Annotated in this window: 9 protein-coding genes; 6 read left to right on the top strand and 3 right to left on the bottom strand. The window is 60.5% G+C overall.

Annotated elements, in window-relative coordinates:
* Positions 1–330: 330 nt before the first annotated feature.
* Complete coding sequence (locus KORLAC_RS06725; protein WP_160328607.1) at positions 331–783, bottom strand: energy transducer TonB; 453 nt, start codon at positions 781–783, stop codon at positions 331–333.
* Between the two features lie 484 nt (positions 784–1267).
* Here KORLAC_RS06725 and KORLAC_RS06720 point away from each other — a divergent pair, with 484 nt between their 5' ends.
* From KORLAC_RS06720 to dgcA, 4 genes are all read left to right on the top strand, one after another.
* Positions 1268–4162, top strand: a complete 2895-nt coding sequence (locus tag KORLAC_RS06720; RefSeq protein ID WP_068304721.1) for a xanthine dehydrogenase family protein molybdopterin-binding subunit — start codon at positions 1268–1270, stop codon at positions 4160–4162.
* Positions 4155–4670, top strand: a complete 516-nt coding sequence (locus tag KORLAC_RS06715) for a (2Fe-2S)-binding protein (RefSeq protein WP_068304719.1) — start codon at positions 4155–4157, stop codon at positions 4668–4670. The genes KORLAC_RS06720 and KORLAC_RS06715 overlap by 8 nt, the downstream gene beginning before the upstream one ends.
* Entirely contained in the window at positions 4667–5692 is a 1026-nt protein-coding gene (locus tag KORLAC_RS06710) for a hypothetical protein (protein WP_068304716.1), read from the top strand. Before KORLAC_RS06715 ends, KORLAC_RS06710 begins: the two co-directional genes overlap by 4 nt.
* An 89-nt stretch (positions 5693–5781) precedes the next feature.
* Complete coding sequence (gene dgcA / locus KORLAC_RS06705) at positions 5782–6759, top strand: N-acetyl-D-Glu racemase DgcA (RefSeq protein ID WP_068304714.1); 978 nt, start codon at positions 5782–5784, stop codon at positions 6757–6759.
* A 171-nt stretch (positions 6760–6930) separates the two neighbouring features.
* On the opposite strand, the gene KORLAC_RS06700 is transcribed toward dgcA, so the two are convergent.
* Positions 6931–7794, bottom strand: a complete 864-nt coding sequence (locus tag KORLAC_RS06700; RefSeq protein WP_068304711.1) for an MBL fold metallo-hydrolase — start codon at positions 7792–7794, stop codon at positions 6931–6933.
* Between the two features lie 167 nt (positions 7795–7961).
* Between KORLAC_RS06700 and KORLAC_RS06695 the strand changes: the two genes are divergently transcribed.
* Entirely contained in the window at positions 7962–13229 is a 5268-nt protein-coding gene (locus KORLAC_RS06695; protein ID WP_068304710.1) for an alpha-2-macroglobulin, read from the top strand.
* Complete coding sequence (pbpC, locus tag KORLAC_RS06690; protein WP_074519499.1) at positions 13229–15346, top strand: penicillin-binding protein 1C; 2118 nt, start codon at positions 13229–13231, stop codon at positions 15344–15346. The genes KORLAC_RS06695 and pbpC overlap by 1 nt, the downstream gene beginning before the upstream one ends.
* A gap of 174 nt (positions 15347–15520) precedes the next feature.
* Here the strand turns inward: pbpC and KORLAC_RS06685 are convergent.
* Positions 15521–16662, bottom strand: a 1142-nt coding sequence (locus KORLAC_RS06685; protein WP_068304708.1) for an OprO/OprP family phosphate-selective porin, incomplete at its 5' end; no start/stop codon positions are given.

Here is a 16662-nt window from a genome sequence, read left to right as displayed (position 1 = left end):
CCTAACCACTTGAAGTGCATATAGAATTACTAATGCAGTGCCATTAACATGATGATTTTCAATAGAAATTCCATGCAGTAGCACCGTCAGGTTCGTAGGCGGTACCCAAAGGGTAAGCTGCTAACATGATCAATTATTAACCACTGATCATTTTCAAATCACACTCTGGAGGATGCTGGATAAGTTTGGGGCGAGGTCTTTAATGAAGACCTCGCCCCAGGGATAACGGCAGTGGAAGGATCCGCCCCCACCGGACCTGTCACTTGCGTGACATTTGGGAAGGAAGGGAAGGGAAAGTCAGCGAGAGCGGACTGCCGCGGTCGAACTCCCTTAACTATCCTGGAAGGCGTAAACCACTTTGTAGCGCTTGCCAGTCACTGCGACTGGTTCACCTGCATACGTGGCGGGCTCGAACCGGAATTGTTCGATGGCGCGAAGTGTTGACCGCTTGAAAAGAGGGCTCGGGCCATTGTCGACGATCTCGGCATTATATGGCTTGCCTTGCTCGTCGATATCCAGCTCAACAATCACCCAGCCTTCGCGGCCGATTGCTTGTGCGTGGCTTGGATATTCCGGGGATACAGCCTTGATTACTTTGGGAAGGGCATCAGGCTTCACACCGGCCATACCGGCCACCTGCAGCGTATCCGGACCAGCCACCGGACCCGTGTTGCTGACAGCGCTGGCCGGAGCCGCGGCAGCCATAACAAGGCCAAGGGACAGCGTGAATGCGCTCAGTGAAAGTGTCTTTGTCAGACGGTCAGTTGTTGTTACAGGTTTCATTTCAATCTCCATTAGATTCATCTGAAGCCTCGTTGCGATCGCATTATACTTGGGGAGGTACGACCACGCTGAGACGGAATGCATCATGCGAACCTGCTGCGGTCAAACACGATGCGATGTAAAATCAACCCGTCGATGGATCGGAGATGTGAACCGCCCGCTGTGGCGGCTCACCCTATTAATAGCAACCTGCGTGCCAGTTGTTTCTTTACCGCTCCCAAAAAATAAAAATAATCATAAGTCATTGTAATAATTGTATTTATATTTTTTGGAAACCAACAGACACCCCAGAAGCCGTTGCATTTTTAGCCAATACCTCAACAATCGTTGAACACTTTTTAGGCACTGCCGTAAACAACGCCTAATTATGAGGCAGGTTAGTGCAACTTTCCTGATCACCCAATTCCATGCCCAAAAGCAAATCTACTTGTCGACCCCCAACTTTTCCTATAGCTGTATTGTTATACCTAAAGGGGCATAATTCATGAAAAAGTCGCCATCTCAGTGTTTTGGGGAGAGGAACACAGAGGGCACCACTTCCTCACCCTCCATCGCAATAGGCCCACAGTCAGGCCTGTCGCGCCGCAGCTTCATCAAGAATGTGGCGGGCGCCTTCGTCACCGTGAATGTCTTCTCACTCGCGTCCGGCATCGCAGCCCGCGCCAGCGAAGGCACCTGGGAGCCGCCCTTGGGGCGCGACGGCTGGATGGGACCACCCGGTGTGGCCAACGCCCGGATCGACGGTTACGCCAAGGTTACCGGCCAGAAAATCTACGCCCGCGACTATCACGTTTCAGATATGGAAGGGTGGCCAGGCACAGAAGCGCCGGTGATGATCATCCGCGCCATCAATGTAGACGACGCGTTCATTGGCCTCGACATGTCTATGCTCCCCCCAGATCTGAGGCCTGAACGGGTGATCTATGGCGAGCAAGTCGAAGGCAAGGTTGAGCTGACCAACACCATCATCCATGACCAGCACCTGGATCAGGTTGAGGACAGGATGCGGGCGGCCCAGAAAAAGCGGCTGGAAAGCGGCAGCAGTACGTCGGAGACAGAAGGTATCACCCTGCCTGGGGATTTCATGTGGCCCTTTATCGTACCGCGCGGTGCGGGTGCGGCCTTTTATGGCCAGCCTGTAGCCTTCCTGATCTTCAAAGACCGCGCAACCTACCTTGGGGCCAAGAAAAAAATCCAGTTTGTCGACAGCTTCCAGCAGTATGGTGCCCCGGTCAAAGACCCGCTCATCCCCCCCCTGTCGCCGCTGACGAACTATGTGCGCGTTGCCGGCGACGGGCCTGAGGATACCTTCTCATATTCCCAGAATGGTTACGACGACAACTATAATGAGGAAGCCAACAACTATCGGCGTCAGATCGAACAAGCCATTGCCGACAATACGGCGAGTAGCACCTGGAAGGCCTATGGCTCAGACTTTTCCATGCAAGCCATGGACCCCATGTTCATGGAGCCGGAAAGCGGCCTCGGCTGGTATGACGCAAGCACCAAAACCTTGAATCTGGTCGTCGGTACCCAGTCTCCCGACGGGGACATCGGCACCCTTCTTGGCATGTTCGAGGATTCTGAAATCTCAGTATCAACAGTGAACCTCTTCTCTTGCTATCCCGGCGGCGGGTTTGGCGGGCGCGACAGTTCGGTTTTCACCCTGAACCTTGGGATTGCCGCGGTCATGAGCGGTGGCAGCCCCGTTCGACTGGCCTATGACCGGTTCGAACAATTCCAGAGCGGCCTCAAGCGCCACGCCTGCAAGGGCACAACACAGGTGGCCTTCGATACCACCGGCAAGGTACAAGCGCTGACAAGCAACATGCAGTTCGACAGTGGGGGCAGGCGGAACCTCAGCCCCTATGTCGCGCAGCTCGCGGGCGTGTGCGCAGGCGGCAGCTATAATATCCCCTTGAGTGCCATCTTCTCGGAAGCGCTCTATTCCACCAACGTCTCGGGCGGATCCCAGCGCGGCTTTGGTGGCCCGCAAGCCTATTTCATCATTGAAAGCCTGTTCGACGAGGCCGCCCGCGATTTTAGCGTCAGCCCATTCGACATCCGCCGCACCAACATCACAGGCCCCGGTGACCGCACGGTTGTGGGCGGGCCGATCACCCAGTCGCTGCAGTTCGGCAATATCCTGGATATGGCGGAAGCGGACCCCATCTGGCAAAACCGCGCGGCAGACCGCGCACGCTGGGCTCGCGAAGGCCTAAGTTATGGTGTGGGTTTTGCTGTGTCGAACCAGGCTTATGGCACATCCGGTGACGGTGTGCTTGCGGCTGTCGCGATGGACGCTGAAGGCAACTTCACGGTTCGCACCAACGCCGTTGATATGGGCAACGGGTCAGCCACCACGCTCGCGGTCGTCATTGGCGAAACGCTCGGTGCGAACGCCGAGCGCGTGGAGCTTGGAAACGCGGACCTCTGGGACGCGCTTCAGATGCAGTATGGCTCGAAAAACGGCAGTTGGGACGACAATAACTGGACACCCAAAAGCGTTGGCTCTTCCAGCGCCTGCCTCACGGCGTTCCATCAGGTTCATGCCGCCGTCGAAAGCGCCAAGGCACTGTTTGACTGTGGCATCTTCCCCGCCGCCCAGGCGCTGTGGGGCGCCGGCGCAAATGACCTGAAGCCATCCGACACCGCGTGGGTAGACGGCCAGCTGACAGTCAAAGCCGGGGGCTTCCCGGGGCTTACCCACAAGCAGCTCGCCAGCCAGATCATGGAAAGCGGCGGCGTCTCCAGCGTGCTTGGGCACGCCTACTTCCAGGAAACATGGGCCAAGGGCACCTTCAGTGTTCAGGGCACCAGCCATACCTGGGGTCTTGACGGCATTGCCCTGACCTACGGCGCAAACAACAGCTTCACCCCCAACTATCGCACCAGCGTTGTACGAACCTGCCCTGCGGCATCCAGTTATGTCCGCACCGTCTTTGCCCCCTGCGGCAACCTGATCGGTGTCACCGTGGACCCGCGCACTGGCGATGTGGTGATGCGCGCCTCCGCCAGCTTCCTGAACGCGGGCAAGATCCATGTGGAAGGACTGGTGTCAGGCCAAAGCCAGGGTGGGGTCGCCATGGCCATGGGCTGGACGCTTCTGGAGGACATGCCACCCGGCCCCGAGGGCCCGGCGTCTGGCGACTGGAACCTGAACCGCTATTTCGTTGCCAAAGCCAAGGACGTGCCACTGGACCAGCGCCTGATCACCCTGACGCCCGAAGGCGATGAGAAGACAGGTCGCGGCATTGCCGAAGCGGTGATGTGCTCGGTCGCCCCCGCTATCTCAAACGCGATTTATGACGCAACAGGCGCGCGCATGCGGGACCTGCCCATAACGCCACAGAAAATGCGGGAGGCGCTCAATGGCTGATATCAGCTTCATCCTGAACGGCACAGGCGTCACCGCCTCTGCCAATCTCAGCGACCTGCCGCTGGTGGATTTCCTTCAGGAAGACCAGGGTCTGACCGGCACCAAATTCTGTTGCGGCATCGGCGTATGCCGGGCCTGCACCGTGTCTGTGCGCCGCGCGCCCGGCGCGCCCCCCGAAGTTTTGCTGGCCTGCTCGACACCGCTCAGCCAGATGGCAGGGCTTGAGGTCTATACGGTCGAAAGCGTGGCCACGGACGGCATGTTGCACCCACTGCAGGAAGCCCTTCTGAAGGGTTTCGCCTTCCAATGCGGCTATTGCACACCCGGCTTCCTGATGGCAGCTATCACGCTGTGGGACCGCCTGAAGGCCGCGCCCATTCCGGCAAGTGCCCTTGACGCAGCCATCGACCAGGCCATCGGCGACCATATCTGCCGCTGCACCGGTTATGTGCGATACTATGAGGCCATCAAGCAGGCCATTCTGAATGAAGGAGGGCTTGTGTCATGAAACATCTGTTGATCATCGTCGGCCTTGGCATCATAGGCTTTCTGGCCTACCTGGCGCTTGCGCCTGCGGCCCGGACGCCCTCAAAGGTTGCGCCGAAGAATGTGAGCGCCACACAGACGCTGGCTGAATACGGCCAGATGTGCAAGGCCGCTATCAAGGACGTGCCGTCCTTCAACTGTCTGGATGGCGAACTAATCCCGATCACGGTGAACGGCCTCGTGCCTGCAAGCTACACACCGAACATGGACTGCGACCGCCCGGCCCTGTTGCCCCTTGGTGAAAGCGGCCACACGGGCACAGACGGCCAGTGCGTGCCCTATTCCCGTATCTTCAATTTCTCTGACGGCATCAATCAGGTGGTGGCCGCCTGCAGGCAGAAGATCATCCGCAGCGAGGCCAGCACCCAGTTTGACGAAATTGATGTGATTACCCACAGCGTGGCGGACGGCAGCACCTGCTGGTTCCAGGCCACCGGCGACGGAGACGCGGGCCTTGACGGCACCAAGGTGCCCTCGCCCACCGAAGCTACGCCCGAGCCGGGGTACCCGGCCCCTGCTGATTTCTGGAACAGCCCCGCCGCGGTCGCGAACGAACAGCCTGTCAACTGCGGCTTCTGCCATGATAACGACCCCTTCATGTATAGCCCCTATGTGGCCCAGGTGTGGGACATGGTACCTACCGACCCGTTCGGCTGGTACAAGCATATCGGGCCGGATTTCAAGTGGTGGCCCACCACATCGCTCAGCACCCGCGACAATACCTGTGTTGGCTGCCACCGGATCGGCATCACCTTCACCAGCGGCCAGGGCGCCAAGGAAGCAACAGGACTTGTCCACATCCCGAACACGGACGAATGGGCGAACACCTATCCGCAAACCCACTGGATGCCGCCCGGCAACTTCCATTCCGAAGCCCAGTGGGACACGATCTACAAGCAAGCCGTCCAGGATCTTCTGGACTGCAACGAAGACCCGGCCCTGCCGAAATGTATCGTCACTGAAATCACCGGCCTTCCCGAATAGCGACTTCTGCAGCGCTTCATACGCTGCAGGCTTTATCCCGGTGATGAAATCTGCCTAAATAGCGGTTTGTCATCACAAGCGGACTGTCCATGGAGTTTTCCTTCACCTCAGAAGCCTGGCCTATTGCAGGCACCTTCACCATCTCGCGCGGCGCCAAAACCGAAGCGCTGGTGGTGACAGCCACAGTCAGCCATGAAGGCTGCAGCGGGCGCGGCGAATGCGTGCCCTACGCACGCTACGGCGAAACCGTGGAAAGCGTGCTGGGTGCCCTTCGGAGTGCGACGGCACATATCATGTCGCCGCACGACCACCACAAACTCCCCGCCCTGCTGCCTGCGGGCGCCGCACGGAACGCGCTGGACTGCGCCCTGTGGGACCTGCGCGCCAAATTGTCTGGCACCCGCGTTTGGGACCTCATCGGCATGGCCGCGCCGGAACCCGCCACCACCGCCTTCACCTTGTCGCTGGCACCGCCGGACGAGATGTTTGCCAAGGCCAAAGCCAACAGCGACCGTCCGCTGTTGAAGCTGAAGCTTGCGGGCGACGGGGACCTTGACCGCGTGTGGGCTGTCCGCGAAGGCTCGCCGGATGCCGCCATCATCGTGGACGCGAACGAGGGCTGGCGCCGAGAGCACTATCACGCGCTGGTGCCGGAACTTCAGCGTCTGGGCGTCGCCGCAATCGAGCAGCCCCTTCCGACGGACGACGATGACATGCTGGCCTCACTAGACCGCCCCATACCGGTGATCGCCGACGAAAGCTGCCATACGGCCGATGACATCCCGCGCTTGAGCGCACTTTATCACGGGGTGAACATCAAGCTGGATAAATCCGGCGGCCTCACCGAGGCCCTGAAAGTACGCGAAGCCGCGATGAATGCAGGGCTGCAGATCATGGTGGGGTGCATGGTCGGCACGTCGCTTGCGATGGCGCCAGCCATGCTGCTGACCGCCGGGGCGACGTTTGTCGATCTGGATGGGCCGCTATTGCTGGCGCGCGACCGGGCCCCGGGCCTCGAGTTTTCAGGCAGCGTCATCGGCATCCCATCCGCAGCGCTCTGGGGATAAAAAAGCCGCAAGCAAGGCCCGTTACTCAAATGTTTATACAGGCCGTAAAAAGCGGGCCGTCAGGCGGCCAATTATTACGAATTAATCTCACTTGCAGCCAATCAAGCCCGCCACAGGCAACATTACTCCCAGAAAGCGCGGCTCCTTGAGGCCTCCTTTGACGCGTTGGCCCTAGATGGCATCCAACGGGATTTTCAGGTACCGCACACCGTTGTCCTCTGCCGGCGGCATATGCCCGGCACGCATGTTCACCTGCACGGACGGCAGGATCAGCCGCGGCATATCCAGCGTGGCGTCGCGCTTGGTACGCATATCCACGAACTCTTTTTCCGTCACACCTTCATGGACATGAATGTTGCGCTGGCGTTCGTCGCCCACCGTGGTTTCCCAAAGGAAATCCTCCCGGTCGGGCGTTCCATAGTCGTGACACATGAACAGCCGCGTCTCGTCCGGCAGCGCGAAAATCTTCTGCACCGATGCGAACAGGGTGGCCGCATCACCGCCCGGAAAGTCGCAGCGCGCGGTTCCGTAATCCGGCATGAAAAGCGTATCGCCCACAAAACCCGCGTCCCCGATCACGTAGGTCATGCAGGCAGGTGTGTGGCCCGGTGTGTGGATGGCTTTAGCCGGGATAGAACCAACAGCGAACTCGTCACCATCTTCAAACAACACATCAAACTGGCTGCCGTCGCGACCAAAGTCATGGCCCGCGTTAAACAGTTTGCCAAACACATCCTGAACCACAGTGATGTTGGCGCCAATTGCCAGCCTGCCGCCCAGCTTCTCCTGAAGATACGGCGCAGCGGACAGATGGTCTGCATGGACATGGGTTTCAAGAATCCATTCCACCTCAAGACCATTTTCCTGCACAAATGCGATGATTTCATCGGCAGCGCCCGTGTTCGTGCGCCCGGAGTTCGCAGCATACTCAAGAACTGAATCGATGATCGCGCATTTCCCTGTTGCCGGGTCTGACACCACATAACTGAAGGTGAATGTGGGTTCGTCAAAAAACTTTGTCACCGTTGGTTTCATGTCAGGCCTCCTGTCAATCTGAGTGCTTGTAAGCGCTGCTGCACTGTGATTGTGGCGGCCCCGCGGCTGCACCACAATCTTTCGCCATTCCGGCATATTGCGGTCCGGGTTTGACCACAATTAGCAGTGAAAGTTACACATACATACTTCTAATCATGGGGGAAGTCATGCGCAGCATTGTCGCACTCATACTCTTCACAGCCATCTGTTTCACCGCCGCTCCAGCACCAGCCTTTGGGGCCGACCTGACAGGCATCACTGCACCAACCGTGCTCAAGGACCGCTCCGCCGACGCCGAGCGATTGCTTGAGGACGCACAAGCACGCGCGAAAGAACTGGAGGCGTATGAGGCAGCCCAAAATGTTGACGGGCTGAACCTGTCGGACGCCTTCAAGGAAGACATGCCGGACATCCTCCCCGAAACAGACATCAAGGCCTTCAGGAAGCGCCACCGGATCGAGCTTCGGCTTGCCAAGTTCCACAGCCGGCCCTACGCGTGGCGCGATGCCGCCGAGGCCTGGATGAACGCTGGCCGCCCTGAAGATGCTTACGGCGCGGCGTGGCGGCTGCTGGATATGGCAAAAAGCGAGCGCGAGCGCGCCGCTGCCCTGGATGTCTATGTCAAAGTTCTCCTGGCCGAAAGGAAACCCGAAGAAGCCCTGACAACGCTTCGGGAAGCGCAGGCCATCCACCGAGACAACCCGCGCCAGACATGGCTGAACACAATTGAAGGGCGCTTCACGCTGCGGGTGGTTGACCAGCTGATTGATGTGGAAGGCCGCACCCCACGCGCCTGTCTTGTGCTGTCTCACGCGATTCTGGACCCGCTGCCCATAGAGCTAAAGGATTATATCCGCTTCGACAGCCCGCGCGACATTGCCGTGCGCGGCGAAGGGGACCGCATCTGCCTGACCGGCATGACCTACGGCGACACCTTTGGTGTCACGCTCCTGGCTGGCCTGCCGGGCCATGACGGCGCCAAGCTTTATGACGACGCCAGGCGCAGCTTCACTGTGCCCGACCGGGAGGCCCGCGTGATGTTCGGCAACGGCACCTATATCCTGCCCAAAGTGGGCGATGAGACCGTACCGCTCAAGAGCGTCAATGTGGAAACCGCATCGCTTGGCCTGCTGCGCGTGCCCGACGGCGGCATCGTCCCCTGGATGAAGTCCGGCCTTGAGGGCCAGAACCTGAACGAATGGGCACAGCGCAATCTGGGCAACGACCTGGGCGAGCGCGTCTGGGAAGGCACGGTGGACATCGACAGTGTCAAGAACGAGGAGGTCACAACCCTTGTGCCCATCCGCGACATCCTTGAGACCGTCAAACCTGGCATCTACGCCCTGGTCGCGGCACCAAAATCAGACGAAAAGCGTCAGCGCTGGGTGCGCTGGCAAACCCAGTGGCTGGTGATCTCCGACCTGGGCGTGCTGTCCCTTCGGGGCGCAGACGGCATGCATGTGTTCGTCAATTCGCTGGAAAGCGCAAAGCCGGTCCGCAACGCCACGGTCAGGGTCATTGCCCGCAACAATGACACGCTGGGCGTTGCCACAACGGACCGCCAGGGCCAGGCCACCATCGCCACCGAACTGTTGCGCGGCACCGGCGGCAACACGCCGATGGCACTCACAGTCAGCACAGACGAAGGTGACTATAATTTCATCAAGCTGCAGGGTGCCGCGCTGGACCTCAGCGACCGGGGCACTGAAGGGCGCTATGCCACCGGCCCACTGGACGCCTTCCTTTATGCCGAGCGCGGCATCTACCGCCCCGGCGGGACCGTGCGGCTGTCAGGCATGCTGCGAGACCAGGCAGCGCGTGCGGTCCCCGACCTGCCGCTCAGCCTTGTGATCACCCGCCCGGACGGCGTTGAAGCGCTGAAGGAACGGGTCACCGGCGACAGCCTCGGCACCTATGCGCTTGACTATAGCCTGTCGCCTGCCGCCCGCACGGGCCAGTGGCGCGTGACCCTCTATGCCGACGATGAAAAGAGAAGCGTGGGCAGCACCCACTTTCAGGTGGATGATTTCGTCCCCGAGCGCCTGACCGCCAAGCTGGAAACCGTTGAGGATAAGCTGGCCGAAGGCACGCCGCTTGAGGTCCATGTGCAGGCTGATTTCCTCTATGGCGCACCGGGGGCCAACCTTGAAGGCACGCTCTATGCGTCGCTGGAGCCTGACCCCACGCCGTTCCCGGATTGGAAAGACTATCAGTTCGGTCTGGCACAGGATGAATTCACCCAGGAAAAGCTGACACAGATGTTCTTCAAAACCGGTGAGGATGGCCTGGCGCGCGTTGCCTTGACGACTGAAAGGCTGCCCCAGACCACCCTGCCCTTGCGCGCCAAACTGACCGCCGAGGTACAGGATGTGGGCGGCCGGTCAGTCCAGGACGGCAAATGGCTGCCGGTGGGTCGCGCGCCTGTCATGCTGGGCGTGCGCCCTGACGGCCGAGGGCATTTCGAATCCAGTGAAGACGCAGGCCTTACCATTGTTGCGGTCGATGCTGATGGCAAACCGCTCGAAGGCCGGAAACTGACCGCCGTTTGGGTGAGAGAACATTATAACTATACCTGGTACCAGTCCCGCGGCCGCTGGCAGTATCGCACCACACACTATGACGAAACCCTGGGCGAAGAAGAGCTGACAAGCGGCGCAGACGGGACTGTGCACGTCTCGCGCTTGCTGCCCTGGGGCCGCTACCGCCTGGAGGTGATCGATGAGGCAGGCAACGCTGCCTCCAGCCGGCGCTTCTATGTGGGCTGGTGGATGTCTTCCCAGAACCCGGACGTGCCCGACGGGCTTGAGCTGACGGTGGAGGAAACCGCGCTTGAAAGCGGTGACCGGTTGCGCGGGTTCGTGAAAGCACCCTTCGAAGGCGTGGCAATCCTGACCATCGCCAACGACAAGGTGCGCGAAACAAAAACCATCGAGCTGAGCAAGGACGGCGCCAAATTCGATTTCAAGGTGAAAGCCGACTGGGGCCCGTCGGCCTATGTGCTGGCCACTGCCATCAGGCCAAATGCCGGCGCCATTTCCCGCCTGCCTGTGCGCGCAACCGGCCTGGCCTGGTTCTCTGTCGACAAACAAAAGCGGTCCAGGAGGATCGTGATCGATGTGCCGGAAACAGCGCTGCCGAGCCGGCCGGTGACCATCCCGATCAAGCTGGACGGCCCGCGCCCCGAAGGCCCCGTCAAGGTGACGGTGGCTGCCGTGGATGAAGGCATCCTCAACATCACCCGCTACAAGGCACCCAACCCGAACGATTTTTATTTCGGCAAACGGGCCTTCACCTTCGATGTTCGTGACATCTACGGCCGGCTGATCCGGTCAGAAGAAGGCAAGCGCGGCACGATCCGCACCGGCGGTGACGGCCTTGAGGACGTAATGGTAACCGGCTCGCGCCTGCAAACCGAAGACGGTAACCTCTTCAGCCCCATCACCCGTACCACCAAAGCCGTGTCGCTGATGGCGCGGGATATCGAACTTGACGAGAAGGGCGAAGCCAGTGTCACGTTTGAGCTGCCCGACTTCATGGGCAGCCTGCGCCTGATGGCTGTCGCCACAGCAAAGGACGCCGTGGGCACAGGCAGTGCCAACCTGACCGTGCGCACCCCTGTGGTGGCGGACCTGATCACGCCGCGCTTCCTGGCGCCGGGTGATGCCTCACGGGCCACCTTCACCATCCAGAACCTGTCCGGCAAAGACGGCGGGTTTACGGTAAGCTTGGCGGCCAGTTCGCCCGTCATCAGCCTGCAAGCGCCTGAAACGCATGTCACCCTCAAGGACGGCGAGCGCCGGGATATTGTGGTGCCGTTGAAGGGCCTGACTGTGGGCGACGCCGGGATCGCGCTTTCGGTCACAGGCGCAGGCCTGCCGGAAGTATCCCGCCACTATGACATTTCTGTGCGCCCTGCATGGCCCTATGTGACCCAGCGTGCGCGCATGGCCCTGGCACCGGGGGAAACCAGCCCGGTTGAGGCCATAGATCTGGCCGGCTTCTACTCAGGCACCGTGAGCCAATATATGACGGTCTCGTCGCGCCCCAACCTGGAGGCCGGGCGGCTGTTCGAAGAATTGCGGTCTTACCCCTACCGGTGCAGTGAACAGACCGTATCGCGCGCCCTGCCGAGCCTCTATTTCAGTGAACTGAACAAGCTGTATGGCCTGTCGCTGAATGAAGGCGAGGCCGCGAACGCCATTGAAAATGCGGTGATGGTGCTTCTGGACAGGCAACGGCAAGACGGCAGTTTCGGCCTGTGGGGCAGCCATGGTTCTTCCTATGAATGGCTCGACGCCTATGTCACCGACTTCCTCCTGCGCGCCAAAGGCAGGGGCTATTATGTGCCGGACGGCGCCATCACCCTGGCCTTTGGCCGGCTGAAAGGCATGGTGGCAAGGCGCGGACGCGGGCTACTGGAGGCCACAGCCTATGCCCACTACATCCTCGCCCGCCACGGCGAAGTTTCCGCCAGCGAAGTGCGCTATTTTACCGACCAGTTCGGAAAGAAACTACGGACGCCATTGGCATCTGCCCAGCTTGCCGGCGCCTTGAGCACGGTTGGCGAGACTGAGAAGGCGGAAGAATTTTTCGTGCGGGCCATACGCGGTCATCGACCCAACTATTCGGTGCACGGCGATTATGGCTCCCGCCTCCGGGACGTGGCAGCGCTGACCACCATCCTCGCGGAAACCGGCACCAATGCCGCGCATATGGCGAAGCTGGCGGAAGAACTGGAAGCCAGCGTGGCAAAAGACCAGTGGCTGAGCACCCAGGAGAAGGCGTGGCTGGCCCGCGCCGCGGCATCCTATGCCGCTGACGGCAGCAGTGCGACGGTCTTCGAGATCGACGGCGAGCAAACCAAAGCAGCCAATGGCTTCTGGCAGCAGGTGCTGGCCGCTGACGCGGGTCTGAATGCGGCGCAGGTCAGCAACACAGGCGACCTACCGATCCGTGTCGTCCACACGCTTCGGGGCGTCAGCAAACAAGCGCCAGAGAAAAGCGCAAACGGTTTTGCCTACAGCCGGACCTTCTATGACCTCGAGGGCGCGCCGATCAGCCCAGACACCCTGCCCCGCAATGGCCGCTTCGTCGTGCTGCTGTCCGGCACCGTAAAAGCGGAAGCCGTGCGGGACCCGCTGCTCGTTGACCTGCTGCCCGCGGGGCTGGAGATCGAAAGCACGGACACCAGCGGTGTGTCCTTCCTGAAGAACCTGACACGGACAGCCTTCGCCGACGCCCGCGATGACCGGTTCGTGGCGGCGATTGAAGTCCCAAGCTATCAGCGCGGCAAGGGCCGTTCGTTCCATGTGGCCTATATTGTGCGCGCCATCACACCCGGGACCTATGTGATGCCAGGCCCGTTTGTCGAGGATATGTACAAGCCTGAGTTCCGCTATCAGGGTGCAGCCTCAAGCCTGGAGGTTACCGATTGATGCCAACGGGGCTTAGGGCATTGGGGCTGAAGGGCTGGCGCACAAAGCTGCGGTACGCTGCCATGACGTTGATGGCGTGCCTGGGGCTTACCGTGGCCACCTTTTTCATCCTCGACGCCGTTTACCCACCGAAGCTGGACCGCTTCAACACTGTCTCAAGCGAAGTGGTTGGGGCTGACGGCAGCCTGCTGAGGCTGTTTCCGGTTGAGAACGGCCGCCTGCGCCGGGCCGTGACGCTGGATCAGGTTGATCCGCTGTTTGTCGACATGCTGATCGCCTATGAAGACAAACGCTTTCACGACCATACAGGCGTTGATTTGCTTGCCGTGCTGCGGGCCGGTTGGCAGGCCCTTGCGGCACAGGAAGTGGTCTCCGGCGCGTCAACCTTGACCATGCAGGTGGCGCGCCTTCTGGAACCCCGCCCCCGCACCCTGCCGTCAAAACTGATTGAGATGTTCCGCGCCCTGCAGCTGGAGCGCCGCCATAGTAAGCAGCAGATCCTTGAAATGTATCTGACGCTGGCGCCCTATGGCGGCAATGTGGAAGGCATTCGCGCCGCCAGTCTGGCTTATTTTGGCCATGAGGCTGATCGCCTGACCCCGGATGAGGCGGCGCTTCTGGTGGTGTTGCCGCAGTCACCCACCGGCCTCCGGCCTGACCGCTACCCGGCCCGCGCCCGTGCCGCGAGAAACAAGGTCCTCGCCCGTGTGGTAGGGGGTATCGGGCTGGACGCCCATCTGGCAGCACTGGCAGCGCGTGCCCCGGTGCCCCCCATGAAACAGCAACCTGAACTGAGCGCGCCCCATCTGGCAGCAAGGCTCCGGGCCGATGGTGGCGCGCCCCTGAAGCGGACACACATTGACGCGATCTTGCAGAAACAGATGGAGGCACTCGCGCTGGCCAGCGCCCGACGCCTTCAGGAAAACGCCAGCCTTGCCATTCTGGTGGTGGAAAACAAAAGCCGGAAGGTGATCTCTTACGTAGGCTCGGCTGATTTCACCAACACGGCCCGCGACGGCTTTGTCGATATGGTCACGGCCATCCGCTCCCCGGGTTCCACCCTGAAGCCCTTCATTTACGGCATGGCGTTCGACCAGGGCATGGCGCACCCGCGCACCCGCATCATGGATGAACCGCGCCGGTTCGGAACCTACGCCCCCAATAATTTCATGGATACTTTTTATGGCGAGGTAACCATTTCGGAAGCCCTGCGCCGGTCCCTGAATGTGCCCGCCGTTGCCGTGCTGGACCGCCTTGGTCCGGTGCATTTTACCGAAACCCTGCGCCACGCGGGCGCCAGACTTGCCCTGCCCGGTGAAGAAAAGCCCGGTTTGGCAGTTGCCCTTGGCGGTGTTGGCATGTCGCTTGAAGACCTTGTCATGCTGTATGCGGCGCTGGCGGATGACGGGCAGGTGCGCCCGCTGAAGCTGTTGGATGCACCAAATCAGACCGCTCCAGCGACGAACACAACGCTACTGGGGGCAGATGCCCGCGCGGCGCTCAGGCACATCCTGACAGGCATTGGCGCACCCGGTGACAGACTGCCGCGCAAATACCAGCAGAACCCGCGCCATATCGCTTTCAAGACGGGCACCAGCTACGGCTTTCGCGATGCCTGGGCCGTGGGTTATGACGGCGGCTATACAGTTGGCGTGTGGATCGGCAGGCCGGACGGCACGCCCATGCCCGGTCATTTTGGCAGCAACACGGCGGCCCCCGTACTGTTCGACGCGTTCGGATACCTGCCACAGGCGCCAGTGACGGCACCGTCCAGCGGCTTCTTGACCGCCCAAGCCCTACCGCCGGGCCTGAAGTATTTTGATCGCCCGCAGCTTTCCGTGCTGACCGGCAAACGGGTGGCACCCCTCACCCTCGCCTTCCCACTCGCGGACAGCGTTGTCGCCCTGACGGGCGGCACCACCCCCATAACCTTTGCAGCCCAAGGCGGCGAACTGCCGCTGCAGTGGTTCATGGACGGCAAGCCGCTACCTTCCAGCCGCTGGTCAAGGAATGCCACGCTGATGCTGGAAGGCCCGGGCTTCTACCGGGTCAGCGTAACAGACAGGAACGGCCACCAAGTCTCCGCCCGCTTCAGCGCGCAGGACACGTTGCGGTAAACCCGCGCAGGCAGACGACTGGTAATCCCGGGAAAAGCGAAAATGTCGGTTTTCACAGTTAGTGAGAATTTCAGCTACAGAGTTCTGCGGTTTTAAAAGGCCGTTTTCACAGAAACTGAGACAGTTTTTCACAGTTAGTGAGAATAACATCTCAATTTTCACGAATACTGAGAATTACCAAAAAGGCAATTTGGAGCCTATACATCCAAAGCGGACGTTTCCCCGGCAGCCCATAAACATTCCCTCCTGACCCGAAGCGGTCATTTGGTCACCACCCATTTGCATACGCATGCCAAAGGTGTTGCCTCTTTGGTGTGTGTCACCATCGGTGCTGAAGTCGGTAGCGCCAATCATCAGGCGCAAACTCTCTGTCGCGTACCAATTCAGGGAAGCAGCCCACGTATGACCATAGGTGCCCTGCCCCCTGTCCTGCAGGTCCAGGCGGCTATAGCGCACGGACACCTCCCACGCACCTGCGCCGTGGCCAAGGGGCTGGGCTGGCACCAACGCAGCAACGGTGCCGGATGCAGCGTCATAGGGCCGATGCTCCCCCGTCAGCACATAGCTGGCTGCGACATAGCCACCATCATAGGTGTAGGTCTCTGTGCCCTTTGTTCTGAGGCCGCCATATTCGGCCTGTATCAGCCAAGGGCCACGGGAGCCCGCCACCTCAATATTCGCATGCCGATACCGGTCTGCCGGGGTAAGGCTGCTTGTGAACACGTCATCCCCGTCCAGCCAGGCTTCTGGCTGTGCGGCTAGGGACAGCATGTCATCCTTCTCATTGCGGTGATAGACCGACAGCCCAACATGCAGGAAGCTGGTGCCTGACAGGATCGGTGCATAGGTGGCACGGACATGCAGGCCCCAGCCATCGGTGTCTTCGGTATCCTCATTCAGGTCATCAAGCGACACCCCTGTCTGCAGGCTCCAGCTATCGCCGTAGCTGTGAAGGAAGGCCCCAAGCTGGCCCCCTGTACCTACCTCAAAGGCGTCCGAGACCATGCTACGTTCCGGCAGGCCGCCATCGCGTTCGCTCGTGGCTGCAGACATGGTGTGATAAACCTTATAGTGACCAAGCGACAGCGATGTGTTTTCCGTCACCCTATAGTGCAGGTAGCTGTCATCCAGGCTGACGTTGCCGCCTGAGGGCATCGCCAGTTCCACCTGACCGCCCAGCCGGTCTGACACCTCAACCCCAACCCCGGCCTTCAGACTGCGCAACACATCCCCCGCCGACAACATCGGTGCACCCGCAGGGCTCACGTCCGTGGCGTCCAACTGAAGCTGACCGAAAAAATCAACCTCGGACGCCT

The organism is Kordiimonas lacus, from assembly GCF_001550055.1.
Lineage (GTDB): Bacteria > Pseudomonadota > Alphaproteobacteria > Sphingomonadales > Kordiimonadaceae > Kordiimonas > Kordiimonas lacus.
This window is presented reverse-complemented; position numbering and strand designations above follow the sequence as displayed.